This is a genomic window from Amycolatopsis sp. NBC_01488, assembly GCF_036227105.1.
Lineage (GTDB): Bacteria > Actinomycetota > Actinomycetes > Mycobacteriales > Pseudonocardiaceae > Amycolatopsis.
Genome location: NZ_CP109434.1, coordinates 6,413,487 through 6,435,006, shown reverse-complemented (window position 1 = coordinate 6,435,006; position 21,520 = coordinate 6,413,487). Strand labels below are relative to the sequence as shown.

At 73.8% G+C, this 21,520-nt stretch carries 26 protein-coding genes; 11 read left to right on the top strand and 15 right to left on the bottom strand.

Annotation, left to right across the window (positions count from 1 at the left end; all coding sequences use genetic code 11):
* Nucleotides 1–13: 13 nt before the first annotated feature.
* Together OG738_RS30510 and OG738_RS30505 are read right to left on the bottom strand one after the other, a co-directional pair.
* Complete coding sequence (locus tag OG738_RS30510) at nucleotides 14–706, bottom strand: QcrA and Rieske domain-containing protein (RefSeq protein WP_329046023.1); 693 nt, start codon at nucleotides 704–706, stop codon at nucleotides 14–16.
* Nucleotides 703–1,284 carry an RNA polymerase sigma factor gene (locus OG738_RS30505; protein WP_329046021.1) on the bottom strand — a complete coding sequence of 194 codons (582 nt, stop codon included), beginning with the start codon at nucleotides 1,282–1,284 and terminating at the stop codon, nucleotides 703–705. Before OG738_RS30505 ends, OG738_RS30510 begins: the two co-directional genes overlap by 4 nt.
* A gap of 112 nt (nucleotides 1,285–1,396) precedes the next feature.
* On the opposite strand from OG738_RS30505, the gene OG738_RS30500 reads away from it, so the two are divergent.
* Both OG738_RS30500 and OG738_RS30495 read left to right on the top strand, forming a co-directional pair.
* Entirely contained in the window at nucleotides 1,397–2,350 is a 954-nt protein-coding gene (locus tag OG738_RS30500) for a hypothetical protein (protein WP_329046017.1), read from the top strand.
* Nucleotides 2,277–2,669, top strand: a complete 393-nt coding sequence (locus tag OG738_RS30495; protein ID WP_329046015.1) for a vanadium-dependent haloperoxidase — start codon at nucleotides 2,277–2,279, stop codon at nucleotides 2,667–2,669. The genes OG738_RS30500 and OG738_RS30495 overlap by 74 nt, the downstream gene beginning before the upstream one ends.
* A gap of 4 nt (nucleotides 2,670–2,673) precedes the next feature.
* Here the strand turns inward: OG738_RS30495 and OG738_RS30490 are convergent, their stop codons facing one another.
* The 3 genes from OG738_RS30490 to OG738_RS30480 form a co-directional block, all read right to left on the bottom strand.
* Complete coding sequence (locus tag OG738_RS30490) at nucleotides 2,674–3,987, bottom strand: alpha/beta hydrolase (protein WP_329046013.1); 1,314 nt, start codon at nucleotides 3,985–3,987, stop codon at nucleotides 2,674–2,676.
* Between the two features lie 115 nt (nucleotides 3,988–4,102).
* Nucleotides 4,103–4,561 carry a MarR family winged helix-turn-helix transcriptional regulator gene (locus tag OG738_RS30485; RefSeq protein WP_329046012.1) on the bottom strand — a complete coding sequence of 153 codons (459 nt, stop codon included), beginning with the start codon at nucleotides 4,559–4,561 and terminating at the stop codon, nucleotides 4,103–4,105.
* Between the two features lie 36 nt (nucleotides 4,562–4,597).
* Nucleotides 4,598–5,119 carry a MarR family winged helix-turn-helix transcriptional regulator gene (locus OG738_RS30480; protein ID WP_329046010.1) on the bottom strand — a complete coding sequence of 174 codons (522 nt, stop codon included), beginning with the start codon at nucleotides 5,117–5,119 and terminating at the stop codon, nucleotides 4,598–4,600.
* A 48-nt stretch (nucleotides 5,120–5,167) separates the two neighbouring features.
* Between OG738_RS30480 and OG738_RS30475 the strand changes: the two genes are divergently transcribed.
* A complete protein-coding gene (locus OG738_RS30475; RefSeq protein WP_329046008.1) occupies nucleotides 5,168–5,608 on the top strand; it encodes a DUF6069 family protein in 441 nt (146 codons plus the stop codon).
* Nucleotides 5,609–5,630: 22 nt separating this feature from the next.
* On the opposite strand, the gene OG738_RS30470 is transcribed toward OG738_RS30475, so the two are convergent.
* The 3 genes from OG738_RS30470 to OG738_RS30460 form a co-directional block, all read right to left on the bottom strand.
* Nucleotides 5,631–6,251: an RNA polymerase sigma factor gene (locus OG738_RS30470; RefSeq protein WP_329046006.1), complete on the bottom strand. Its 621-nt coding sequence runs from the start codon at nucleotides 6,249–6,251 to the stop codon at nucleotides 5,631–5,633.
* Nucleotides 6,252–6,322: 71 nt separating this feature from the next.
* Nucleotides 6,323–7,027, bottom strand: a complete 705-nt coding sequence (locus OG738_RS30465) for a flavodoxin family protein (protein ID WP_329046003.1) — start codon at nucleotides 7,025–7,027, stop codon at nucleotides 6,323–6,325.
* Between the two features lie 12 nt (nucleotides 7,028–7,039).
* Nucleotides 7,040–8,971 (bottom strand): thiamine pyrophosphate-binding protein, encoded by a 1,932-nt coding sequence (locus OG738_RS30460; protein ID WP_329046000.1) that lies wholly within the window; start codon nucleotides 8,969–8,971, stop codon nucleotides 7,040–7,042.
* 85 nt (nucleotides 8,972–9,056) lie between these two features.
* Here OG738_RS30460 and OG738_RS30455 point away from each other — a divergent pair, with 85 nt between their 5' ends.
* Nucleotides 9,057–9,662: a hypothetical protein gene (locus tag OG738_RS30455; protein WP_329045997.1), complete on the top strand. Its 606-nt coding sequence runs from the start codon at nucleotides 9,057–9,059 to the stop codon at nucleotides 9,660–9,662.
* Nucleotides 9,663–9,702: 40 nt separating this feature from the next.
* Here OG738_RS30455 and OG738_RS30450 read toward each other — a convergent pair whose 3' ends face one another.
* The 3 genes from OG738_RS30450 to OG738_RS30440 all read right to left on the bottom strand — a co-directional run bounded on the left by OG738_RS30450 (nucleotide 9,703) and on the right by OG738_RS30440 (nucleotide 12,513).
* Nucleotides 9,703–10,680 carry an amidohydrolase family protein gene (locus tag OG738_RS30450; RefSeq protein ID WP_329045995.1) on the bottom strand — a complete coding sequence of 326 codons (978 nt, stop codon included), beginning with the start codon at nucleotides 10,678–10,680 and terminating at the stop codon, nucleotides 9,703–9,705.
* Entirely contained in the window at nucleotides 10,677–11,720 is a 1,044-nt protein-coding gene (locus OG738_RS30445; RefSeq protein WP_329045993.1) for an amidohydrolase family protein, read from the bottom strand. Before OG738_RS30445 ends, OG738_RS30450 begins: the two co-directional genes overlap by 4 nt.
* A 103-nt stretch (nucleotides 11,721–11,823) precedes the next feature.
* A complete protein-coding gene (locus OG738_RS30440; RefSeq protein ID WP_329045992.1) occupies nucleotides 11,824–12,513 on the bottom strand; it encodes a GntR family transcriptional regulator in 690 nt (229 codons plus the stop codon).
* 166 nt (nucleotides 12,514–12,679) lie between these two features.
* Between OG738_RS30440 and OG738_RS30435 the strand changes: the two genes are divergently transcribed.
* Genes OG738_RS30435 through OG738_RS30420 form a run of 4 tightly spaced genes read left to right on the top strand, consistent with a single transcriptional unit; the run spans nucleotide 12,680 to nucleotide 16,210 of the window.
* A complete protein-coding gene (locus OG738_RS30435) occupies nucleotides 12,680–13,522 on the top strand; it encodes a fumarylacetoacetate hydrolase family protein (RefSeq protein WP_329045990.1) in 843 nt (280 codons plus the stop codon).
* The gene (locus OG738_RS30430; protein ID WP_329045988.1) at nucleotides 13,519–14,052 is read left to right on the top strand and encodes a flavin reductase family protein; all 534 of its coding nucleotides are present in this window, start codon (nucleotides 13,519–13,521) and stop codon (nucleotides 14,050–14,052) included. Before OG738_RS30435 ends, OG738_RS30430 begins: the two co-directional genes overlap by 4 nt.
* 24 nt (nucleotides 14,053–14,076) lie before the next feature.
* Complete coding sequence (locus OG738_RS30425) at nucleotides 14,077–15,273, top strand: acyl-CoA dehydrogenase family protein (RefSeq protein WP_329045984.1); 1,197 nt, start codon at nucleotides 14,077–14,079, stop codon at nucleotides 15,271–15,273.
* A gap of 16 nt (nucleotides 15,274–15,289) precedes the next feature.
* On the top strand, nucleotides 15,290–16,210 hold the full coding sequence (locus tag OG738_RS30420) for a VOC family protein (protein WP_329045982.1): 921 nt from the start codon (nucleotides 15,290–15,292) through the stop codon (nucleotides 16,208–16,210).
* Between the two features lie 12 nt (nucleotides 16,211–16,222).
* Here the strand turns inward: OG738_RS30420 and OG738_RS30415 are convergent, their stop codons facing one another.
* Nucleotides 16,223–17,329: an FAD-dependent oxidoreductase gene (locus tag OG738_RS30415; RefSeq protein WP_329045979.1), complete on the bottom strand. Its 1,107-nt coding sequence runs from the start codon at nucleotides 17,327–17,329 to the stop codon at nucleotides 16,223–16,225.
* Nucleotides 17,330–17,398: 69 nt separating this feature from the next.
* Here OG738_RS30415 and OG738_RS30410 point away from each other — a divergent pair, with 69 nt between their 5' ends.
* Complete coding sequence (locus OG738_RS30410; protein ID WP_329045977.1) at nucleotides 17,399–18,079, top strand: TetR/AcrR family transcriptional regulator; 681 nt, start codon at nucleotides 17,399–17,401, stop codon at nucleotides 18,077–18,079.
* A 25-nt stretch (nucleotides 18,080–18,104) separates the two neighbouring features.
* Here OG738_RS30410 and OG738_RS30405 read toward each other — a convergent pair whose 3' ends face one another.
* Nucleotides 18,105–18,824 (bottom strand): TetR family transcriptional regulator, encoded by a 720-nt coding sequence (locus tag OG738_RS30405; RefSeq protein ID WP_329045974.1) that lies wholly within the window; start codon nucleotides 18,822–18,824, stop codon nucleotides 18,105–18,107.
* Nucleotides 18,825–18,911: 87 nt separating this feature from the next.
* Here OG738_RS30405 and OG738_RS30400 point away from each other — a divergent pair, with 87 nt between their 5' ends.
* Nucleotides 18,912–19,379 (top strand): glycogen operon protein GlgX, encoded by a 468-nt coding sequence (locus OG738_RS30400; protein WP_329045972.1) that lies wholly within the window; start codon nucleotides 18,912–18,914, stop codon nucleotides 19,377–19,379.
* Between the two features lie 55 nt (nucleotides 19,380–19,434).
* The gene (locus OG738_RS30395) at nucleotides 19,435–20,406 is read left to right on the top strand and encodes a GNAT family N-acetyltransferase (RefSeq protein WP_329045969.1); all 972 of its coding nucleotides are present in this window, start codon (nucleotides 19,435–19,437) and stop codon (nucleotides 20,404–20,406) included.
* A gap of 38 nt (nucleotides 20,407–20,444) precedes the next feature.
* On the opposite strand, the gene OG738_RS30390 is transcribed toward OG738_RS30395, so the two are convergent.
* Complete coding sequence (locus OG738_RS30390; protein ID WP_329045967.1) at nucleotides 20,445–20,801, bottom strand: ATP-binding protein; 357 nt, start codon at nucleotides 20,799–20,801, stop codon at nucleotides 20,445–20,447.
* Between the two features lie 55 nt (nucleotides 20,802–20,856).
* On the bottom strand, nucleotides 20,857–21,513 hold the full coding sequence (locus tag OG738_RS30385; RefSeq protein WP_329045965.1) for a hypothetical protein: 657 nt from the start codon (nucleotides 21,511–21,513) through the stop codon (nucleotides 20,857–20,859).
* Nucleotides 21,514–21,520: the final 7 nt, after the last annotated feature.

Here is a 21,520-nt window from a genome sequence, read left to right as displayed (position 1 = left end):
ATATGCGCGGGGGTTACGCCCGCGCCGGCGGCACCAGTACCTCGACCACTCCCCCGGCTTCGCGCACCACCAGGTGCGGCAGCGGCGGCGGGGTCACCGGCAGCTGGTGGGTCAGGACCACGCCGTCGACGGCGAACGACGTCCGGTGGCACGGGCAATTCAGCCGCCGCGCCGGGGCGTCCAGGTTCAGCCGGCAGCCCAGGTGCGTGCAGGTCGCCGAGACCGCCCGCACCTGCCCGCCGGTGCGCTGCACGAACCCCGCCACCGCCCCGAAGTCGAACGGCAGCACGCCGCCCTCGGGCAGGTCGTGCGCGGCGACGACGGCCCGCCACTCACCGTTGTCGGGCCGCAGTGTGTCCTCCGGCGATGGCGGTGGTGGCGCGGCGGCCTGCTCGCCGCCCGCCGTCACCAGGTACTCGACGCCCGCGCCCCCCGCGGCCGCCACCGCGGCGGCCGAGGACACCTGGATGAACCGCCGTCGGTTGCCGCCCCGCTCAGGGGGTTCTTGCTCATCCAGCTCCTGGGCCAGCCGCCGGTGCAGCCCGGCGACGAACTCCTCGCTCGCCGCCCCGGCTCCCGGCCGGGCGGCGCGCAGCAGCACCGCGGTCCGCAGCTCGGCCTCGTCGCCGGGACCGGCCGAGAACGGGCGCGGCCGGCGCCGGTGCAGGAGGTCCTTGACGAACCGGCGGACGCCTCGAGTGGTCACGTCTCCATCCCTTCCGCCAGCTGGGCCGCCTGCCGCAGCGCGCGGTGCTGCAGCACCTTCGCGTTGCCGACGGTGATGCCCAGCTCCGCCGCCGCCTCCTTGAGCGAGCACGCCTGCAGGAACCGCAGCCGCAGGATGCGGCCGTACCGTTCGGGCAGCTGCCCGAGGATCGCTTCGGCCCGCGCCGGCGTCCGCGGGTCGATCGTGTCGGCTTCGAAGGCCGCGATGTCCCGCTCCTCGTCCAGGGTGGTGATCTCCCGGCCGAGCGTGCGCCGCCAGTGCCCGGCCAGCACGGTCCGCGCGGTGGCGAGCAGGTACGCCCGGACCTCGCCGACGCTCGCCGAGACGCGCAGCGGCCGCAACGCGGTCAGGAAGACCTCGGTGGTGAGGTCCTCGGCGTCGGGCCGGTTGCCCACCTTCGAGAACATCAGCCGGTAGAGGCGGTCGACGTTGTCGCGGTACACCGCCTCCCAGTCCGGGTAGACGTCCTTGCCGACCGCGTGCAGCCGCGCGGGCGGCGCCGCGCCCGCGTCGTCCTCTTCGGCGCGCCTGCGCCGGAACCGCTGTGCCACCGGCACCGCCCGCCTTCTCCCCTGCCGATTCTTCCCACCACCTGAGGGATACGGGACCGGGTTACGCGTAACCGGTGACCGTATCGGCAGGGGAGCTTCCGACGACCCGGGGAGAGAAATGACCACATCGATGTCGCGCCGGCGCCTGCTCGTCACCGGCGGGGCGGCCGCCGCCGTGCTAGCCACCGGCCTGCCCGCACCCGCCACCGCGGCGCCCGCTCCGGTCCGGCGGGGTGGCGCGGACGTCGTCCTCGCCTGGAACCGCGAGCTGCTGGCCACCGTCCGCACGCCCGGCCTGCAGCCCGCGACCGTGCACCCGACCCGCGGCTTCGCCCTGCTGCACGCGGCGATGCACGACGCCGTCGTCGCGACGGCCGGGACCGGACGGCCCTCCCTGTTCACCGTCGACGTCCCGGGCGCGGCGGACCCGGAAGCGGCGGCCGCGCAGGCCGCCCACGACGTCCTGGCCGCGCTCTACCCCACCCGGGCCGGCGAGTTCGGGAGCCTGCTGGCCGGGCAGCTGGCCGGGCTGCCCCCGGCCGGGCGCGACGCCGGCGTGCGGGCCGGGCGGCTGCTCGCGCGGCTGCTGCTCGGCCTGCGCGCGAACGACGGCTCGGCAGCGGTTCCGCCGGTGCTGCCGCCAGGCACCGCCCCCGGGCAGTACCGGCCGGCGCCGCCCGCGTTCGCGCCCGCCGCGTTCACCCACTGGGCCGCCGTGACGCCGTTCGTGCTCGACCGCGCGAACCAGTTCCGGCCCGGCGCCTACCCCGCGCTGGGCAGTGCCCGGTATGCGAAGGCGCTGCGTGAAGTCGCCGCGGCGGGACGGGACACGAGCACCACCCGCACGGCCGACGAGACGCTGCAGGCGCGGTTCTGGGCGGCGCCGATCTGGAACTACTGGAACGAAATCGCGCAGTCCGTGGTCGGTGGCTCCCGGAGCGGCCTGCTGGTCGCGGCCCGGGTGTTCGCGCGGCTGAACCTGACCCTTCGCCGACGCGGTGATCGCGTTCTACGAAGCGAAGTACCACTACCGGATCTGGCGGCCGATCACCGCGATCCGCCTCGCCGGTGACGACGGCAACCCGGCGACGGACGGCGTCCCGGACTGGTCGAGCCTCGCGACCACCCCGGCCGACCCGGCGTACCCGGGCGCGCACAGCGTCGTCTCGCAGGCGGGCGCCCTGGTGCTGCGCCAGGAGTACGGGCCGCGGTGGTCTCTCGCCGTCACTTCCGAAGCGCTGCCGGGGGTGACGCGCCGGTTCGCCACGTTCCAGGACGTGGCCGACGAAGCGGGGTCGAGCCGCATCGTCGCGGGTGTCCACACCCGGCTCGACCACGACGCCGGGCGGCAGCTCGGCCTCGACGTCGCCGCCTTCGTCCTGCGGGCCTGACGCGTCAGCGACGGGCACCGGTCAGCGACGGCGGGTCGAACCGCACGAACCGGCCGGTGCCCCCGGCGGCTTCGTTCAGGCGCCCCGGCTCGGCGGCGTCACCCCACCGCCCGGTCCCGATCCGGGACTCCAGCGCGTGCAGCGCCGCGATCGTCTCGGCCGGGTGGAAGGCGCAGTGCCCGGTCGCGCCGACGTACGCCTGGCGCAGCAACGCGCCGGCGCCTGCCCGGCGCACCTGCTCGCCGTACCAGTCCTCCTGCTCCACCGGCACGAGCTGGTCGGCCGTGGTGTGGACGTCCAGCGCCGGGACGCGCAGCCGGCCGGTCGCCGTCGACGTGCGCGCCAGGGTGCGCACCGCCTGGGGGTCCGGCCGGATGCCGGCGTCGCGGGTGAGGGTCGCGAGGTCGGCGTCGAGGTCGAGGCCGGCGCTCCGGTAGAGCGACCGGACCTGGCGGGCGTGGCTGCTGCCGGTCAGCAGCGCGCGGTAGTCGACGCCCGCCGTGAACGCGCTGTTGCCGCCCGCCGCCAGCTCCACCTGGTACCGGCCGGTGACGACGAACCCGAGCACGAACTGGGAAAGCTCTTGCTGCTGCTGGACTTCCTGGCCCGCGTAGTCGGCCGGGGGTGTCGGGCCGGTGAACCAGCCGGGCTCGTTCATCAGCGCGGCGGCGAGCGCGATGCGCGCCCGGCCGGCCGGGGTGCCCTGCGCGTCGGTGGCGATCTTCGTCAACGCCGCGGCCGACGCGCTCGCTTCGTCCGGGCTCGCGAACCGGACCAGCTTGACGTCCTGCCCGGGTGCGAGCAGGTGGGCGAGCGCGTATTCGCCGTCCAGCTGGTAGTTGTTCAGGTTCAGGGCGCCCGCGACGAGTCCGCAGGTGCTCAGCACGCCGTCGAGCCGGTGGCCGGCGTCTTCGGCTTCGCGGGCGCTGACCAGCCCGCCCATCGACGTGCCCCACGCGATCGTGCGGCGCGGCCGCCCGGTCAGCCGCCCGGCCGCGGCCAGGGCACCGAACTGGTCGTCGACGGCGGAGGCGAGCGCCCACCACGACGGTCCGCTGTAGGACGAGCCGACCAGGGCGTACCCGCTGCCGAGCAGCGCCGTCCGGGTCTCGTCGTCCGGCGCGTCCTGGGCGGCGAGCGGGCCGAAGCCGTGGCTGTACAGGATGGTCGTGCCGTTCCAGGACGCCGGCACGTCCGCCACCCAGGTGGCCCCGTCCGGCAGCAGGCCCGTGTGGTGCCCGCTCGCGGCCCCGGCCGCGACCCCCGAGGTCAGGCCGAGGGCCAGCAGGATCGTGCCGATCAGCGCCAGGACGCGCATGCTCGTGCCCCTCACCCCGGGTCGTTTCGCCCGGCTCGCCGTGCAACCGCTGGCGAGCAGAGTGCCACGCACCCACGGCGATGTACAGGTTTCCTGCTCTTTATTCGCCCGGACGTCAGTGTGACGGCCGGTCCGCAAGCGCCGCGTGGCACGCCACGACGTACTCGCGGAACCGCGCCGCGTCCGGCGGGTTCAGCAGGGAAACCATCCGCTGCTCGAGCGCGAAGACGTCGTCACGGACCCGGTCGAGGACCGCCTCACCGGGTCCGGTCAGGCTGATCACGCGCCGCCGCCGGTCCCGCGGGTCGCCGTCGCGCGCGATGAAGCCCCGCCGTTCGAGCGCGACCACCATGTCGGCCATCGCCTGGTCGGTGACGAACGAGTTGCGCGCCAGCTCCGCGGTGGTGAGCCCGGACCGCCGCTCCAGCACGGTGAGCGCGGTGTACTGCAACGGCGTGAGCGCGACCGGGCGCAGGACGTCGTCGAGCCGGGCCCGCACGGCGAGCTCGAGCTGCTTCACCAGGTACAGCAGGCCGGGCCCGGCGGCACCGGAGGCGGGAACAGGCTGGGACACGGCTCCATGGTGACCGACGGCCGGACCGGCCGCCGGTCAGGGTTCCCGCGGCTCGTCGAGGACTTCGGTGGGCAGCCCGAGGGTCTCGACGATCCGCTCGACGGCGCCGCCGAGCCGCACGAAGTCGTCGCCCAGCGGGTCGACGACCAGGCGCCGCACGTTCGCGACGTGCGCGGGGGCCGCGGCCGCCAGGTGCGCGCGGCCGGCGTCGGTCAGGGTGGCGATCGTGAAGCGCCGGCCCTGGCCGGTGCACACCTTCCGCGTCACCCACCCGCGGTCCTCCAGGCGCGCCACCGCGTGCGAGATCCGCGGCAGCGAGCCGTTGGCCATCTCCGCGATCTCGCTCATCCGCAGGCTTTCCTGCGGCACCACCGAAAGCCGCGCCAGGATCATGTACCCCAGCAGCGTCAGGTCGGCGTCCCGCAGCAGCTGGCTCTCCAGCGCCCCCGGCAGCGTGAGCAGCACCTTCGCCAGGTTGATCCACACGTGCCGTTCGTCTTCGCCGAGCCAGCGCACCGGCTCCTCCGCTTCCTGCTCGCCCACGCTTGACTTTAACACGCAACTCAACCTACCGTTTGAGTTGAACACGCAACCCAAGGAGGAGCGATGACCCCCACCGCCACCCGGACGTCCGGCACGGCTCTGCGCCTGGGGGTCGCCGTCGTGGCGGCCGCCGCCGTGAACACCGTCCTCGCCCTCGCGGCGTCCTCCCTCGACGACGGCGGGATCGGGATGGGCCTCAACGCCGCGTCCTTCCTGCCCGCGACGGTCCTCGGGCTGCTCGCCGGCTCGCTCGGCTGGCTGCTGATCGCCCGGCGGAACCCGAAGGCGCTGCGCATCGTCGTCCCGGCCGTCCTCGTCCTGACCTGGGTCCCGGATCTGCTGCTCCTGGCCGCGGGCGCCACCGCCGCCAACGTCATCGGGCTGATGCTGATGCACCTGATGGTCACGACGGCGGTCGTCCTCGCGCTCCGCCCGACCCTGCCGGGCTCGCCCGCGGTGCCGGTCGCGGAAGGCGTGCCCGAGGTCCGCGCGCACCGCGGGTGACCGCCGGCGAACTGCTCGCAGGTCAGCTCGCCGCACCCAGGTAGCAGGCCAGGCGTTCCCGGACGACCGCGCGGGCGCGGTGCAGCAGCACCCGCTGGTTCGCCGCCGTGATCTGCAGGATCTCGCAGACCTCCTCGGCGGTGTGGTCGGCGACGTCGCGCAGGCTGATCACCGCGCGCTGCCGCGCGGGCAGCTCGCCGAGCACGCCGGTGATCACCTCGCGGATCTCCAGCGCCAGTGCGGTTTTCTCCGGCGAAGCCCACGGTTCGGGGACCTCCCGCCACGGTCCGGAGTGGACGCCGCGGCCGACGTCCCCGTGCGGGCCGTGGTCCCCGTCGCCGGGCAGCAGGCTCGCCCAGGGGACGCTGCGCTTCTCGTGCACGCCGCGCTTCTTCGCCGTGTTGACCAGGATCCGGTACACCCACGTCTTGAACGACGACCGCCCTTCGAAGGCGGCCAGGCCCTTCACGACGGCGAGCCAGGTGTCCTGCACGACCTCTTCGGCGGTGGCGTGCGTCGAAACGAAGGAACGGGCCAGCCGCAGCATCGACGACGACCACGCGTCGAGCACATCCGCGAACGCCGCGCCGTCGCCGGATCGCAGGGCCGCGACGAGCTCGTCGTCCGGGGGCAGCTTGGTCACGGCCCGAGCGTATCCGTTGCGGAGGCGCAAAAGGATGACGGCGACCTTACGGCCCGGCGCCGGGCGCGGGCTCAGCGGTACTCGGGGTTGGCGAAGTCGAACCGGCAGCCCGCGTCCCATTCGCTGCGCTGGTTGCCGTGCGCCGGCATGCCGCCCGCATCCTTGAGCATCCGCGCCAGGTGCAGCAGGTTCCACGTCATGAACGTGGTGTTGCGGTTGGTGAAGTCGTTCTCCGGGCCGCCGGAGCCCGGGTCCAGGTAGGACGGTCCCGGGCCCGCCTCGCCGATCCAGCCCGAGTCCGCCTGCGGCGGGATCGCGTAGCCGAGGTGCTGGAGGCTGTAGAGGACGTTCATCGCGCAGTGCTTGACGCCGTCCTCGTTGCCGGTGATCAGGCAGCCGCCGACCCGGCCGTAGTAGGCGTACTGGCCGGCGTCGTTGAGCAGGTGCGAGCAGGCGTAGAGCCGCTCGATGACCAGCTTGGTGACGGAGCTGTTGTCCCCCAGCCAGATCGGCCCGGCGATCACCAGGATGTCCGCCGCCAGCACCTTTTCGTAGATCGACGGCCACGCGTCGCTCGCCCAGCCGTGCTCGGTCATGTCCGGCCAGACGCCGGTGGCGATGTCGTGGTCGATGGCCCGCAGGACCTCGACCTCGACGCCGTTCTTCTCCATGATCCGGCGGCTGACGTCGATCAGGCCGCCGGTGTTGCTGCGTTCGGGTGAGCGCTTCAGCGTGCAGTTCACGAACAGGGCACGCAGGTCGTCGTAGCTCGGCATGGTCTTGCCCTTTCAGAGGAGTTCGGCGTCCTGGTCGACGCAGAGCAGGGTGGGTCCGTCAGCGGCGAAGAGCGCGGTCATCGCCTCGTCCAGCTGGTCGCGCGCGGTGACGGCGATCCCGGTGGCGCCGCAGAGCTCCGCGTAGGCCGCCCAGTCCGGGTTGACCAGGGACGTCTGCCACACCGGGTAGTCGACGGCGAGCTGCTCCTTGCTGATCTTGCCCAGCGCGTTGTTGTTCAGCAGCACGTGCTTGACCGGGATGCCGTACTTGACGGCGGTGGTCAGCTCGGTCGCGTACTGCCCGAACCCGCCGTCGCCGGTGACCGCCACGATCGGGCGGTCCGGGGCGGCCGCCCACGCGCCGAGCGCCGCCGGGTAGCCGAACCCGATCGAGCCGAGGTAGCCCGACATCAGCACCGGCTGGCCCTTCGACTCCAGGTAGCGGCCCAGCGAGTAGGCGTGGTTGCCGACGTCGACGGTGACCACCGCGTCTTCGGGCAGGTGCCGGGACAGCGCGTCGAACACCGCGGCGGCCGACACGCCGCGGCCGCGGTCGTCGGCGACCCGGCGGGCCTTCTCGGCGCGCCAGATCGCCCAGCGGGCGGCGACGTCGGGGCGTTGGTCCTCGGCCTTCGGCTCCCCCAGCTCGGCGGTGAGCGCGGCGAGGGCGAGCCGGGCGTCGCCGAGCAGCGCCGTGGTGACCGCGTCGAACCGGCCGATCGCGGCCGGGTCGTCGTCGATCTGCAGGATCGGCTTGGAGGCCGCGATGCCGGTGTGGTTGCTGAAGGACGCGCCGACGGCGACCAGCACGTCGGCCTCGTTCATCAGCCAGCTGGCCACCGGCGTCCCGCTGCGGCCGAGCACGCCCGCGCCCAGCGGGTGCGTGTCGGGCACCAGGCCCTTGGCCTTGAACGTGGTGAGGACCGGGGCGCCGAGGCGGTCGGCGAGCGCGGTGACCTCGGCGGCGGCACCCCGGGCGCCGTGGCCCACCACGAACACCGGCCGCCGCGCGCCGCGCACGAGGGCGGCCGCCGCGGTGACGGCGGCGGCGTCCGGGCGCCCGGCCCGGCCCGCGCGCCGGCCGTCCGGAGTGGACGGTGGCGCGTCGCTCGGCTGCACCTGCACCTCGTCGGGCAGCACCAGGTGGGCGACGCCCCGCCGGTCGAGGGCGTGCTTGACGGCGAGTGCGGCCAGCTCGCCGTGGTCGCTTCCACTGTGGACGGTCGTGGTCGACACGGCGACGTCGCGGAAGACCGCCGAGAGGTCGACGTCCTGGAACGCGCCCCGACCGAGCACCTTCGACGGCACCTGCCCGGAGATCGCGAGCACCGGCGCCTCGTCGAGCTTCGCGTCGTAGAGCCCGGTGAGCAGGTTCGTCGAACCCGGCCCCGCGATCGCGAAGCACGCCGCCGGGCGTCCGGTGAGCTTGCCGTACGCGCTCGCCGCGAACGCCGCCGCACCCTCGTGCCGGATCCCGAAGCAGGTCAGCTCGCCGCGGTCCTCGGCTCGCCGCAGTGCCTCGGCGAACCCGAGGTTCGAGTGCCCGACCATGCCGAACACGTGCCGCACGCCCCACGCGACGAGCGTCTCGACCAGGACGTCAGCGACCGTCCGCACCGGCGGCGCCGGCTCCGGCAGCCGGACGAAGACGCCGTCCGCACGCTCTTCGACCGGATAGGTCGTGACGGCGTCGCCGAACCCCCCTGGTGATTCGCCGGTGACCGGGTCGTAGTCGTAGCCGTGCCACGGGCAGCGCAGCCAGCCCTTCTCGATCGAGCCTTCGCCGAGCGGGCCGCCCTGGTGCGGGCAGTGGTTCTCCAGCGCGCCGAGCCGCGCGCCGCAGCGCGACAGCGCGACGCTGCGCCCGTCCACGGTGACGCTGCGGACCCGGCCGTCCGCGGGCACGTCGGCCGGGTCGACCCGGTGCCAGCCGTCCTCCGCCATGTAACGCCTCCCTGGTTCGGGGACACTGCTCCCGACGGCAGGCTCAGTGCCCGGAACCCTCCCGGGCGTTACACGAGGAGTTCGGATGGACTGGGAACCGACGAGACGGTCGCTGCACGGCGTCGCGGAGCTGCTGCTGGCGGGCCCGCAGCACCGCGCGACCGGGCGCATCGACCTCCGGGTGGCCGAGGGCGGTTTCGCGACCGTCGCCGAGCCCGCGCTGCGGGTCGAAGGTGACGAACTCCTGACGGGCTCCGCGCGCGTGCCGCTGGCCGGGCGCACCTACGCCGACGTCGCGGCCGAAGCCGGGCTCGAGGCCGGCGAGCCCGCGGGCGTCTACGCCGGCGGTCCCGGCGTCCGTCCCGGCGAGACGATCACCTTCGCCGCGGACGCGCTGAAGGCCCTGCTGGCGGCGTTCGCCGACGGGGACCGCGCGCTGCGCGAGTTCGTCCCGGACGCCACGCCGGTGCTGTGGCCCGAGCACTTCGACGTCGCGATCGTCCACGGCGAGGTCAATTACGGCGTCTCCCCCGGCGACGGCTACCTGGGCGAGCCGTACGCGTACGTCGGTCCGTTCGAGCCGCGGGAGGGCGAGTTCTGGAACGCGCCGTTCGGGGCCGCGCGCCCGCTGCGCGAACTCGGCGGAGCGGTGACGGCGTTCTTCCGCACCGGCCGCGACCTCCTGGGCTGAGCCGGTGACCCCGTTCAGCTCGAAACACCCCCGCCACCGGTCACCGTTCGGGCGCGGCGGCCGTTCCGTCGTGCGCCGCCAGGCGGGGGAACAGCCGGGCGCAGTTGTGCGTCGTCAGCTCGCGCCACGTCGTGCCCGCCGGCTGGGTGGCCGCGTCGATGGTCGCCAGCTGGGCGTCGACCGCGGGCGGCGGGGTCCAGCAGAAGTCGCTTCCGTACAGGAGGCGTTCGGTGCCGAACGCGCGCTCGACCGCCGGGACCTGGTGCGGGAACGGCGTTCCCGCCAGGTCGAACCACAGCTCGCCGACCTGGTCGGGAACCGTCGCGCCGCCGCGCTCCCCGCCGAACGCGGTGCGGAACAGTTCCATGCGCTCGGCCAGCAGCGGCAGCACTCCCCCGCCGTGGGTGAAGATCCACGGGATGCCCGGGTACCGGGACAGCACCCCGGCGAAGACCAGGTCGCTCACCGCCCGGCCGGTGTCGAACAGCAACTCCAGCATCGGCCGCGGCCTGCCGAGCGCGATCGCCTCGGCGTGCGGTGGCGACGTCGGGTGGACGAACACCGGGGTCCGGCGGCGGGCCAGCTCCGTCCACAAGGGAGCGAACGCCGGATCGCCGAGGTAGCGGCCACCGGCGTTGGTCTCGATCGTCACGCCGTCGCAGCCCAGTTCGTCGACCGCATACGCCAACTCGGCGAGCGCACCGTCCACATCGGGCAGTGGCAGCGACGCGAAGTGCCCGAACCGGTCCGGGTGCGCCCGGCGGGCGTCGGCACCGGCCTCGTTGACGTGCCGGGCGAGCCGTCGCGCGGCGGCGTCGTCACCGAAGTGGACGCCCGGCGACGAAATCGACAGCAGGGAGACCGCAACACCCCAGCGGTCCATCAAGGACAGATGCCGTGCCGCGTCCCAGGTCGGCCAACCCGGCATGCCGTCCGGCGAGCCGTGCCCGGCCGCGATCGCGGCCTCGACGTACTCCGGGGTGAGGAAGTGCGCGTGGACGTCGACGAGCCCGCTCACACGACCACCTCCCCGGCCGCCCAGACGCGGCGGATCTTGGCGGTCGCCGCGATGTCGACGGTCGGGTCACCGTCGACGAGCACCAGGTCCGCCCGCAGCCCTTCGCGCACCGCGCCGCGGTCGGCGAAGCCGAAGTACCGGGCGGGCAGGGCGGTCGCCGCCCGCAGAGCGTCCGATTCGGACAGTCCCGCTTCGACCAGCAACACCAGTTCCTCGTGCAGGCTCGCGCCCTGGACGACGGGCACGGGCAGCATCGGTGCGGAGAACGCGTCGGTGCCCGCGAGGATCGGCACACCGGCCGCGTGCAGCGCCGCGACCGAGTCCCGGCTGAACGCGTAGCCCGCCGCCCCGATCTTGGTCGTCAGCGCCGCCATCATCGTCAGCGTGGGCACGGCGAGCTGCCCCCGCTCGGCCATGTTCGCCACCGTCGAGGCGTCGAGAACGCCGTCGCGCGGTACGTGCGTGATCACGTCCGCCCCCGCCCGCACCGCCCGCTGATAGGCATCGACGGACGACGCGTGCGCGACCGTCAGCTTGCCGTGCGCCTTGCCCGAAGCGACGACCGCGTCGATCGTGGCCTGGTCGAGCAGATCGCCTTCGACGACGACCTTGACGTAGTCCGACCCCTCGGCCACCCGGCGGGCGACGAACTCGGCGGCCTGACCGGGCGCGGTGAGGATCGCCTCCCCGGGCATGCCGGGCATCTTCGCGTGGTTGCCGCCGGGCCCGATGGCCGGCAGGCCCGCGCTGCGGACGTCCGGCACCTGCCCGCGGAAGGAGTCGACGCGCTCACGCGGCCAGCACGCCATGTCCAGCGCGGTGGTGACGCCGTGGACGTAGAGCGCGCGCAGGTCGTCCGGGGTGAGCAGGTGGACGTGGGCGTCGAAGAGTCCCGGCAGCAGCGTGGCGCCGGCGGCGTCGACGATCTCCGCGCCGGTCGCGTCGGCGCCGATCAGCGGGCCGTCGACGACCACGGTCGTGGGTCCGGTCAGCGCGGCGCCGTCGAAGACGCGGACGCCGGTGAGGACGGTCTTGGTCATGATGCCTTTCCGGGGAGCCAGGTGAAGAGGAAGTCGCAGAGGTCGGCGACCTCGGTGGGGCGGTCGCGGCCCTGCCGCTCGCGCTGGACCGGTTCGGCCGGGGTCACGACGCGGGCTCGGCGCTGAAGCTGGCCTCCATCAGGATCTCCTTGGTGCGGTTGACGTGCGCCTCGAACCGCGCCGCGGCCAGGTCGGCGTCGTGCGCCAGCGCGGCGTCCACCAGGCCCTGGTGCTCGCCCGCGACGTCGCGGTGGTGCTTTTCGCCGCTGGGGCCGGACCAGGCGCGGTAGAGCTCGGCCGCGTCGGACAGGCGGGTGCAGATGTCGAGCAGCACGACGTTGCCGCACGCCTTGATCAGCGTGTGGTGGAACTCCAGGTGCGCGCGGGCCCACTCCTCGTTGCGCCGCATCGGCGGCCCGGGGAGGATCATCGGCTGCCCGGCGAGCCGGTGGTGCGCGGCCAGCACCTCCGACTCCCACGTGACGCCGCCACGTTGCACCGACAGCCGCAGCGCCGAGCCCTCGTTGACGACGCGGGCTTCGGTCAGGTCCGTCAGCGCCTGCATGGACAACGGCGTCACCCGGAAGCCGCGGTTGCGGTCGACCTGGACGAGATCCTTGGCGGCGAGCAACCCGAGAGCCTCCCGCACGACACTGAGGCTGACCTCGAACTCCGCGCTCAGCTCCGCGGGCTTGACGCGCTCGCCCGGGGCCAGTTCACCGTTGAGGATCGCCAAGCGCAGCCGGTGGTACACCGACACGGCCAGGCTCTCGCCACCCGCTCTCTTCACCATGCCGAGACGATAACACACTCTTCACTCCAGAATCGATTCTTGTCTTGACAGTCGGATACCGAGGGCAGAGTATGAGCGGACCGGCGCACCTCGCCGCCCCGGCTCGGCCGGGGGCGCGACCGAGTGGGATCACGGCGCCGGGGCTCACCCACCGAAAGGCATCTCGATGCGGATCGCCAACCTCGCCGGCCGGCTCGTCCTCCTCACCGGAGCCGGCGCCGTCGACGTCGAGCGCGCCAGCGGGCAGCGCTTCTCCGCCGACCCCCACGCCGTCTACGCCCGCTGGGAGGAGTTCACGACCTGGGCGGCCGGCGTGCCGGTCACCGAAGCCGAAGCGTTCGACGAGGCCGGCCTCCGGGCCCCCTCGCCCACCCCGGCCCAGGTCTTCGGCGTCGGCCTGAACTACCGCGACCACGCCGCGGAGGCCGGGCTCGGCCTGCCGGACTCCCCCGCCGTGTTCACCAAGTTCCCCAGCTGCCTCACCGGGCCGTCCGGCGACATCGCGCTCACCGGGTCCACAGTGGACTGGGAGGTCGAGCTGGTCGCCGTGATCGGCCGGGAGGCGCGGAACGTCTCCGCCGAGCACGGCTGGGACCACGTCGCGGGGCTGACCGCGGGCCAGGACCTCTCCGACCGGAGCGTCCAGCTGGCCGGCCCCGCCCCGCAGTTCAGCCTCGGCAAGTCGGCACCCGGGTTCGGGCCCACCGGCCCGTGGCTGGTCACCCCGGACGAGTTCGCCGACCGCGACAACCTCGAGCTGAGCTGTGCGGTCAACGGCGAGTCGGTGCAGAAGGGCCGCACCAGCGACCTGATCTTCTCCGTGCCCCAGCTCGTCGCGCGGCTGTCGGCGATCCTGCCGCTTTGGCCCGGCGACCTGATCTTCACCGGCACCCCCGCCGGCGTCGGCATGGCCCGGAGCCCGCAGCGGTTCCTGACCGCCGGGGACGAGCTGGTCACCACGATCGAGGGCATCGGCGTGCTGCGCCACCGGTTCACGGAGCCGTCATGACCACAGTGGACGGGGACCGGCTCCGCGCGGTGCTGGCGGCGGTCTGCGCGCCGGTCACGGTCGTCACCACGACCCGCGCCGGGGGTGCGCCGCGAGGAGCGACCGTCAGCTCGTTCACCTCGCTCTCGCTCGACCCGCCGCTGGTGAGCGTCGCGTTCGACCGGCGATCGACGCTGCTGGCCGAGGTGCTCGACGCGCGGAAGTTCGGCGTGAACCTGCTCGGCCACGGCCAGGACGACCTCGCCGTCCGGTTCGCCACCCGCGGCGCCGACCGGTTCGGCGGCGAGACGGCGTGGTTCGCCGACCGCGGGCTGCCCCGGCTGCGCGACGCCGCCGGCTGGGTGGCCTGCGACCTGGACCGCGTCGTCGAGGCCGGCGACCACCTCCTGCTGTTCGGCCTGGTCACCGACCTGGGCCGCACCGACCTGCCCCCGCTCGTCTACGCCCACCGCACGTTCGGCACCCACTCCCGCTTCGCCGAGCGGCCGCGCCCGCTCATCGCCGACCAGATCGCCGCCTGCGCCCGCTGACCCGCCCGGAAGGACAACGACGTCATGACCCTCGCGACCGCACAACCCGCCCCCACCCTCGAGCAGATCCTCACCCGCATCGCCGACGTCCAGCCGCTGCTGGAGCGCAACGCCGCCCAGGGCGAGGCCGACCGGCGGGTCGCCGAAGAGAGCATCGCCGCGCTGACCGAGGCCGGCGCGTTCAAGATCGCCCAGCCGCGCCGGTACGGCGGCTACGGCCTGCCGGTCCGCGCGATGCTCGACGTCTCGGCCGCGGTCGGCGAAGCGGACGGCGGCACCGCGTGGGTCGTCGCGCTGAGCAACGTCTGCGCGTGGCTCGCGGGGCTCTTCAGCGTCGAGGCCCAGGACGACATCTGGGGCACGAACCCGGACGCGAAGGTGTCCGGCGTGCTCGCCCCGACCGCCGAGACGACCAAAGTGGACGGTGGCAGGCGCGTCACCGGGCGCTGGTACTACAACTCCGGCTCGTGGCACGCCGACTGGGCCGGTCTGGGCATCCCGCTGACCGACGAGCGCGGCGAGGTCGTCGACCAGGGCATGGCCCTGCTCCCCCGCACCGACCTCGGCTTCGAGGACACGTGGTTCGTCGCCGGGATGCGCTCGTCGGGCTCGAACTGCCTGATCGCCGACGACGTCTTCGTGCCGGAACACCGCGTGCTGTCCGTGCCGCCGGCGATCGGCGGCCAGTACGCGAACGGCGACCCCGAGGAAGACCTCTTCCGCGCCGCGCTCGTCCCGGTGCTGACGCTGGTCCTGGCCGGCCCGCAGCTCGGTCTCGGCCGCAAGGCCCTCAAGCTGGTCAAGGAGAAGGCCGCCCGCAAGCCGATCTCCTACACGAGCTACGCGACGCAGGCGGACTCCGTCGCCTTCCAGCTCCAGCTCGCCGAAGCCGCGATGCGCGTCGACACCGCCCACCTGCACGCCTACCGCGCGGCCGACGACATCGACGCGGCGTCGGCGTCAGGCACGTATCCCGGCGTCGAAGCCCGCGCGCGCACCCGCGCCGACACCGGCTGGGCCGTCGAGAACATCACCCGCGCGATCGACATCCTGCTCTCGGCGCACGGCGCGGGCAGCTTCGCCGAGGTCAACCCGCTGCAACGGATCTGGCGCGATTCCGCGGTGGCCGCCCGGCACGCGATCGTGCTGCCTGCGGTCAACTACGAGATCTACGGCAAGGCGCTGCTCGGGCGCGACGACCAGATCACCCCGCTCATCTGACCCGGAGGCACCCGTCATGAGCCTGCACCGCCTCACCAAGATCGCCATCGGCGTCCCGGACGTCGACGAGACCGCCAAGTACTACACCGAGTTCGGCCTGACGCCGACCGCGTCCGGCTTCGCCACCGCCGACGGTGGCGAGCAGCTCGAGCTCCGGCAGGCCGCGCAGCGCCGGTTGCTCACCCTCGGCGTCGGCGCCGACGACCCGGACGACCTCGGCCGCATCACCGCGTCGCTGGCCCGGCTCGACGTCGAAAGCCGCATCGACGGCGATTCGCTGTACACCCAGGACCCGGTGACCGGGCTGGACGTCGTCGTCTCGGTCGCGCCGCGGTTGCGGCAGGAACCGCCGGAACCGGTGGCCTACAACGGTCCCGGCTCGATCACGCGCGCGAACACCCGCGCGCCCGGCATCGACCGCGAGCCGCCGGTGCGGCCGCGCAAGCTCGGGCACGTCGTGTTCGGCTCGACCGACCAGGCCGCGACCCAGCGGTTCTTCACCGAGGGCCTCGGGTTCAAGGTCAGCGACGAGGCGCCGGGCCTGGCCGCCTTCATGCGCTGCTCCACCGACCACCACAACGTGCTGGTGCAGCAGGCGCCGGTCACCTTCCTGCACCACACGTCGTGGGAGGTCGACGACGTCGACGAGGTCGGCCGCGGCGCCACCGCCATGCTCGAAGGCCACCCGGAGCGCCACACCTGGGGCCTGGGCCGGCACTACATCGGCTCGAACTTCTTCTGGTACCTGCGCGACCCCGCCGGCAACTTCTCCGAGTACTACTCCGACATCGACTGCATCCTCGAGGACCAGCTCTGGGAACCCCGCGTCGTCGCCGGCGAGAAGAGCCTCTACGCGTGGGGCCCGCCGCCCCCGCCGTCGTTCCTCGCGCCGGAGGACCTGGCCGACCTGATGACCGACGCCCACGACGGCGCCTGACTTCGGACCCCGTCACCGCCCCTGGAACAGGGCGACCAGGCCGTGCGGTGCGTCGTCGCCGAAGAGCAGTTCGTGGAGTTCGTTGCCGTCGGCGGCCGCCTCGGCGCCCCGGGTGAACATCGCCTGCTCGAACTCGGCCAAGGCGGCCTCGACGTCGTCGTCCGTGGTGAGGGCCCGGCCGAGTTCGGCGCCGTCGAGCATGGCCAGGTTCGCGCCTTCGCCGTTCGGGGCCGCCAGGTGGACGGCGTCGCCGACGAGCGTCACCCCCGGCACGCGGTCCCACCGGTGCGTGACCGGCAGCGTGTAAAGCGGCCGGAGCACCGGCGGGGTGTCGCCCTCGGTGATCAGCGCGGTGAGTTCCGGGGCCCAGCCCTCGAACTCCCGCGCGGTCCGCTCGATCGCGGCGGCGGCGTCGGTGAAGTCGCCGAACCACTCCACCGGCTCGGTCAGCGCGACGTAGGTGTGCAGGGTGCCGGCCTTTTCGCGGTGGGCCTGGATCCCCTTGCCCGGCGCGAGCGCCAGCAGGGCCCCGTCGCCGACCGCCTTCGCGGCGGCCGGGTGCCGGGTGTCGCCGTCGTACAGGAAGGTCTCGACGTACGAGCGGCCGAGGTACTCGGGGACGGCGTCGGAGAGCAGCGGCCGGACCTTCGACCAGGCGCCGTCCGCCCCGACCAGCAGGCTGGTGGTGACGGTCGTGCCGTCGGCGAAGGTCACCTCGTGGCGGCCGCCGGCCGGCGTGCGGACGCCGGTGACCTGGTGTCCCCAGTGGACGATGTCGTCGGGAAGCGAGTCGAGCAGGAGCTGGCGCAACTCGCCGCGTGGCACTTCGGGACGGCCTCCGGTGCCGTCGTCGGGTTCGTCGTGGATGACCGAACCGTCGCGGTCGAGGACCCGGGTGGCCTGGTGCCCCTCCAGGACGAGCGCCCGGAACTCGTCCGTCAGGCCGGCCGCCTCGATGGCGACCTGGCCGGTGTGGGTGTGGATGTCGAGCAGGCCCCCCTGCTTGCGGGCGGCCGGGGACGGTTCGGCTTCGTACACCGTGACCGGGACGCCGTGGCCGTGCAGGACGCGAGCGAGGACGAGGCCGCCGAGCCCGGCGCCGATGATCGTGACGTTCATGATGGCTCCTTCGCGTTGTGGAATGTCATTCCATGTTGGAACAGCGTTCCAGGCATGTCAAGATGAGGCATGCCGCCCCGCACCCGCCGCCGCACCGAAGCCCTCAGCCGCGAACGCATCATCGAAGCGGCGATCGAGCTGCTCGACACGAGCGGCGAGGCCGGGCTGACGTTCCGGACGCTGACCGAGCACCTCGCCACCGGGGCGGGGGCGATCTACTGGCACGTGGCGAACAAGGGCGAGCTGCTCAACGCCGCCACCGACGGCGTACTGGCCGCCGCGCTGACGGTCGGCTCGGCCGATTCCCCGCGCGACGAAGTCCGCGCGGTCGCGCTCGGGCTGTTCGACGCGATCGACCACCACCCGTGGCTGGCCACGCAGCTGGCGCTGCAGCTCTCGCGCGGATCGGTGACCCCGCGGATCTTCGAAGCCGTCGGCCGTCCGGTCCACGCGCTGGGCGTGCCCGAAGGCCACCGCTTCACGACGACGTCGGCCCTCGTCAGCTACATCCTCGGGGCGGCCGGGCAAAACGCGGCGAACGCCCGGATCGCGATACCGCACGCGAACCGCACCGAGTTCCTCGACGCGGTGGCGAGCGCCTGGGAGGACCTCGACCCGGAGGAGTACCCGGTCACCCGGTCGATGGCGGCCGAGCTGCGCGGGCACGACGACCGCGAGCAGTTCCTCGCCGGGGTGGACCTCATCCTCGCCGGCATCACGGCCGCCCACCGGCCCGGCGAACCGAGCTGAAAGCAGGATGGCACTCAGTGCCAGCTCAGCCGCGCAGCACTTCGCCCACGCGGGCGACGACCTCGTGCAGCGGGGTGGCCGTGGTCAGCACCGCGACCACCGTGGCCTGCTCGCCGGCCGGGGTCCGGAACGCGTCGACGACCAGCGCGAACGCCGCGGCCGCGCTGGCCTTGATGTCCCCGGTGCCGCCGGTGCGCAGCCAGCGCCGCAGGACGTGGTTGTTGGCGGCCGCGATCGCCGCGGCGGCGACGGCCGCGCGCAGGCTCGCCGTCTCGTCGCCCTGCGCTTCGTAGCGCCCCTGCAGGTAGCGGGCGAGCACGCGCTGGTAGCGGTCGACGGTCGCGACCTCCTTGTCCCGCACCGACGGGACCGCGCGGGTCAGTGCGAACCGCTTGAGCGAGACGTCGAGGTCGGCGGCGTAGGAGTCGAGCACCAGGCCGACCGCGCCGCACGCCACCTCGACCGGGTCGCGGCCCGGGTCGGCGGCGGCGAAGGCTTCTTCCATCTCCGCCACGATCTCGTCGTGGTTGGCGAAGAGGACGTCGTCCTTGGCGTCGAAGTACCGGAAGAACGTGCGGCGCCCGATGCCGGCGGCGGCCGCGATGTCGTCCACGGTGGTGGCCTCGTAGCCGTTGGCCGCGAACAGGTCCACGGCCGCAGCGGCGAGCGCGCGGCGCAGCTGCCGCCGGCCGGCGGGGGTCGCCCCGGCCCGGGTGGCCGGCGCGCGGCGCGGCGAATCCGTCATGGCCCGGACGGTAGCAGCCGCACTTGCTAACGGCACTGAGTGCCGTTAGGCTGACGGACCTCACCCCACCGTGGAAAGGCGCCGCCGATGTCGCTCGACCAGCAGGTGCCGACGAGCAACCCCGCGCCCCGCGACCCGGCGGGCGACCGGGTCGACGCCTTTTACGGCCGCCTGTTCGGCTGGCCGGTGAAATGGCGCGGCGCCCACCCCTTCCTGGCGCTGGAGAACGGGATCTGCGCGGTGACGCTGCCCAAGCTCAGCGCGGGCCCGGTCCTGACGCGCCTGGCGGCGAGGGGCTGCGGCGGCCCGGCCCTGCACCTGCCCACCCAGCACGGCCCGCGAGTGGCCCTCCTCGCGGAGACCGACGGCCTGATCCCGCCGCGCTCGGCGCTGCCCCGCACCGTCGAAGTGCTCGCGTGGGGCACGCTGCTCCCCCTCCCGGTCGGGACGCGCCGGGTGGACGTGGCGACGGAATGGCTCTCGGCGCCCGACCCGCGGGAGCGGTGGCTGCCGAGCCTGACCGCCGTCCTCGCGGGCATCCCCGAACGCCCTTGACCCGACCGGGAAATCCGTTCGACGGCTTCCCGCGGTCCTGACACAGTGGCGGACCATGGGGACCGCCGAGTTGCTGACCGCCGAGGACGTCGGACTCATGCAGGGCCTGGCGCAGCGGATCACCGCCACCCGGCCCGACCTGGTGAACAGCGACGCGTCCTACGGCGAACTCGCCTGGAACTGGGGCCGCGGGCACGCCGAGGACGGCGCGACCTGGCCGCGTCGCCTGTGGTTCTCCGGCGGCGAACTCGTCGCGTGGGGCTGGGCGCAGCTCCCCCGCCGGGTGCGGCGCACCGACGGGTCGGTCAAGGACATCACCAGCGCGTACCTGGCTCACCAAGTCCACCCGGAGCACGCCGGCCTGGTCGACGAGGTGATCGCCTGGTTCGACGCGGCAGCGGGCGACATCGAGCGCACGGTCCTGCCGTGCGCGGGCGACGAGTTCGCGCTGAAGCGCTGGGCGGCCCACGGTTACCAGACCGACCCGGCCGCCCTCGGCGACCAGGGCTCCTGGACGCAGCTCAACGAACGCGACCTCGTCGACGTGGAAGAGCCGGTGCTGCCGAAGGGATTCCGGTTCCGGACCGCGGCCGAAGCCGGGCCGGAGGCCGCGGTCGAGGCCCACGTGGCCGCATGGGCTCCGACGTCGTACACGGCGTCGAGCTACGAGGGCGTCCGGCAGACCCCGGCGTATCGCGGCGACCTGCACCTGCTGGTCGAGGCGCCGGACGGCACGATGGCGGCCTCGGCGATCCTCTGGCTCGACGAGGTGAACGAGAGCGTCGAGTTCGAGCCGGTCGGCACGCACCCGGGCTACCGGCGCCTCGGCCTGGGCCACGCGATGCTGCTGCACGGACTGCACCGCGCCCGCGACGCGGGCGCGCGGCACGCGACCGTCGCCTGCCTGGGCGCGCCGGGGCACCCCCATGCGCGAGGGCTGTACTACGGCGTCGGCTTCCGGGAGCTGTCCCGGGACGCGCCGTTGCTCAAGACCCCGGACAGTGCCGGCGGCGCTTCACGGGACTAGCCGAAGACGCTCCCGAAGAACGATGCCGCGGCGTGCGTTCAGCGGCCCGGCGGGACGTTCCCCGCGGTGAGGCGGGCGGTGAAACCCGTCTCGTCGCGGTGCAGCGTCACCTGGCTGCAGATCTGGTGCGCGATCCACAGCCCGCGGCCGCCGATGTGGCGGTCGGCGGGCAGCAGCCCGGCGAACGGGTCGCCGGGGCCGTCGCCGGTGTCGTGCACCGTCACGACCACGTGGTCGACGTCCGCCCAGATCTTCAGGCCGACCGGCGGGCGGCCGTGGCGCAGCGCGTTGTCGACGAGCTCGCTGACCGCCAGCACGAGGTCGTCGATCTCGGCGGCGGGCAGGTCGGTCTTGGCGACGTCCAGGACCGCCCGCCGGGCCGCCGACGGCAGCACGGTCGGAGAATACGCCGCTGTGCTGTGGCCCGGGATCAACCCGACGCGGCTGCGGTCACGGCAGGCTGAAGGTCGCGAGCCCGAGCCGTCGCTCCCCGGGGATGGCGATCCGGACCGGGCCGCCGACGCGGGGCTCGCCGAGGACCCGCAGCACTCCGGTCTCCTCGATGTGGCGTTGGAGCACGTCGTCGGTGTCGCTCAGCTTGAACGCGAGCTCACCGCCGTCCGGGGTCCGGGCGAGGCGCCACGGCCCGGCCGCGGCCGGGCCGAGGACCTCCAGCTCCGTCCAGGTGGACGGCAGCCGCTTCCGGAACCGCACCGAGTCGGTCACCGCGGTCACCGCACCGACCGCGCCCAGGATCGCCCAGCCGATGAACGGATTCCGCCACGGCCCGAGCGGCAGCAGGGCCACCCCGGCCGACGCGACGGCGAAGGCGGTCGCGAAGACGGCGATCCGCCGGGCGTCCCGCACCCGGCGGGCGGCGGCCGCGACGACCACGGGGTCCTGGTCCGGCGGGAGCGCCGGCGTCCCGGGGCCGCCGGGCACCGGCTCGGGCGGCGGCGTCTTCTCCTTCGTTTCCCAGTACGCGACACCCAGGCCGAGCAGGCCCGTGCTCCAGCCGAAGACGGCGAGCTGCCGGTCCCCGGTGAACCAGAACACGGTGGCCAGGCCGAGTATCCCGGCCGACCACCACAGCTTCTTGCGGCGCATCGTTTCC

Bases quoted from the DNA above. Each gene is read 5' to 3' on its own strand.
- OG738_RS30500 (WP_329046017.1), top strand. From the start codon at position 1,397: ATGACCACATCGATGTCGCGCCGGCGCCTGCTCGTCACCGGCGGGGCG.
- OG738_RS30490 (WP_329046013.1), bottom strand. From the start codon at position 3,987: ATGCGCGTCCTGGCGCTGATCGGCACGATCCTGCTGGCCCTCGGCCTG.
- OG738_RS30475 (WP_329046008.1), top strand. From the start codon at position 5,168: ATGACCCCCACCGCCACCCGGACGTCCGGCACGGCTCTGCGCCTGGGG.
- OG738_RS30465 (WP_329046003.1), bottom strand. From the start codon at position 7,027: ATGCCGAGCTACGACGACCTGCGTGCCCTGTTCGTGAACTGCACGCTG.
- OG738_RS30460 (WP_329046000.1), bottom strand. From the start codon at position 8,971: ATGGCGGAGGACGGCTGGCACCGGGTCGACCCGGCCGACGTGCCCGCG.
- OG738_RS30455 (WP_329045997.1), top strand. From the start codon at position 9,057: ATGGACTGGGAACCGACGAGACGGTCGCTGCACGGCGTCGCGGAGCTG.
- OG738_RS30445 (WP_329045993.1), bottom strand. From the start codon at position 11,720: ATGACCAAGACCGTCCTCACCGGCGTCCGCGTCTTCGACGGCGCCGCG.
- OG738_RS30440 (WP_329045992.1), bottom strand. From the start codon at position 12,513: ATGGTGAAGAGAGCGGGTGGCGAGAGCCTGGCCGTGTCGGTGTACCAC.
- OG738_RS30435 (WP_329045990.1), top strand. From the start codon at position 12,680: ATGCGGATCGCCAACCTCGCCGGCCGGCTCGTCCTCCTCACCGGAGCC.
- OG738_RS30430 (WP_329045988.1), top strand. From the start codon at position 13,519: ATGACCACAGTGGACGGGGACCGGCTCCGCGCGGTGCTGGCGGCGGTC.
- OG738_RS30425 (WP_329045984.1), top strand. From the start codon at position 14,077: ATGACCCTCGCGACCGCACAACCCGCCCCCACCCTCGAGCAGATCCTC.
- OG738_RS30420 (WP_329045982.1), top strand. From the start codon at position 15,290: ATGAGCCTGCACCGCCTCACCAAGATCGCCATCGGCGTCCCGGACGTC.
- OG738_RS30415 (WP_329045979.1), bottom strand. From the start codon at position 17,329: ATGAACGTCACGATCATCGGCGCCGGGCTCGGCGGCCTCGTCCTCGCT.
- OG738_RS30410 (WP_329045977.1), top strand. From the start codon at position 17,399: ATGCCGCCCCGCACCCGCCGCCGCACCGAAGCCCTCAGCCGCGAACGC.
- OG738_RS30405 (WP_329045974.1), bottom strand. From the start codon at position 18,824: ATGACGGATTCGCCGCGCCGCGCGCCGGCCACCCGGGCCGGGGCGACC.
- OG738_RS30400 (WP_329045972.1), top strand. From the start codon at position 18,912: ATGTCGCTCGACCAGCAGGTGCCGACGAGCAACCCCGCGCCCCGCGAC.
- OG738_RS30395 (WP_329045969.1), top strand. From the start codon at position 19,435: ATGGGGACCGCCGAGTTGCTGACCGCCGAGGACGTCGGACTCATGCAG.
- OG738_RS30385 (WP_329045965.1), bottom strand. From the start codon at position 21,513: ATGCGCCGCAAGAAGCTGTGGTGGTCGGCCGGGATACTCGGCCTGGCC.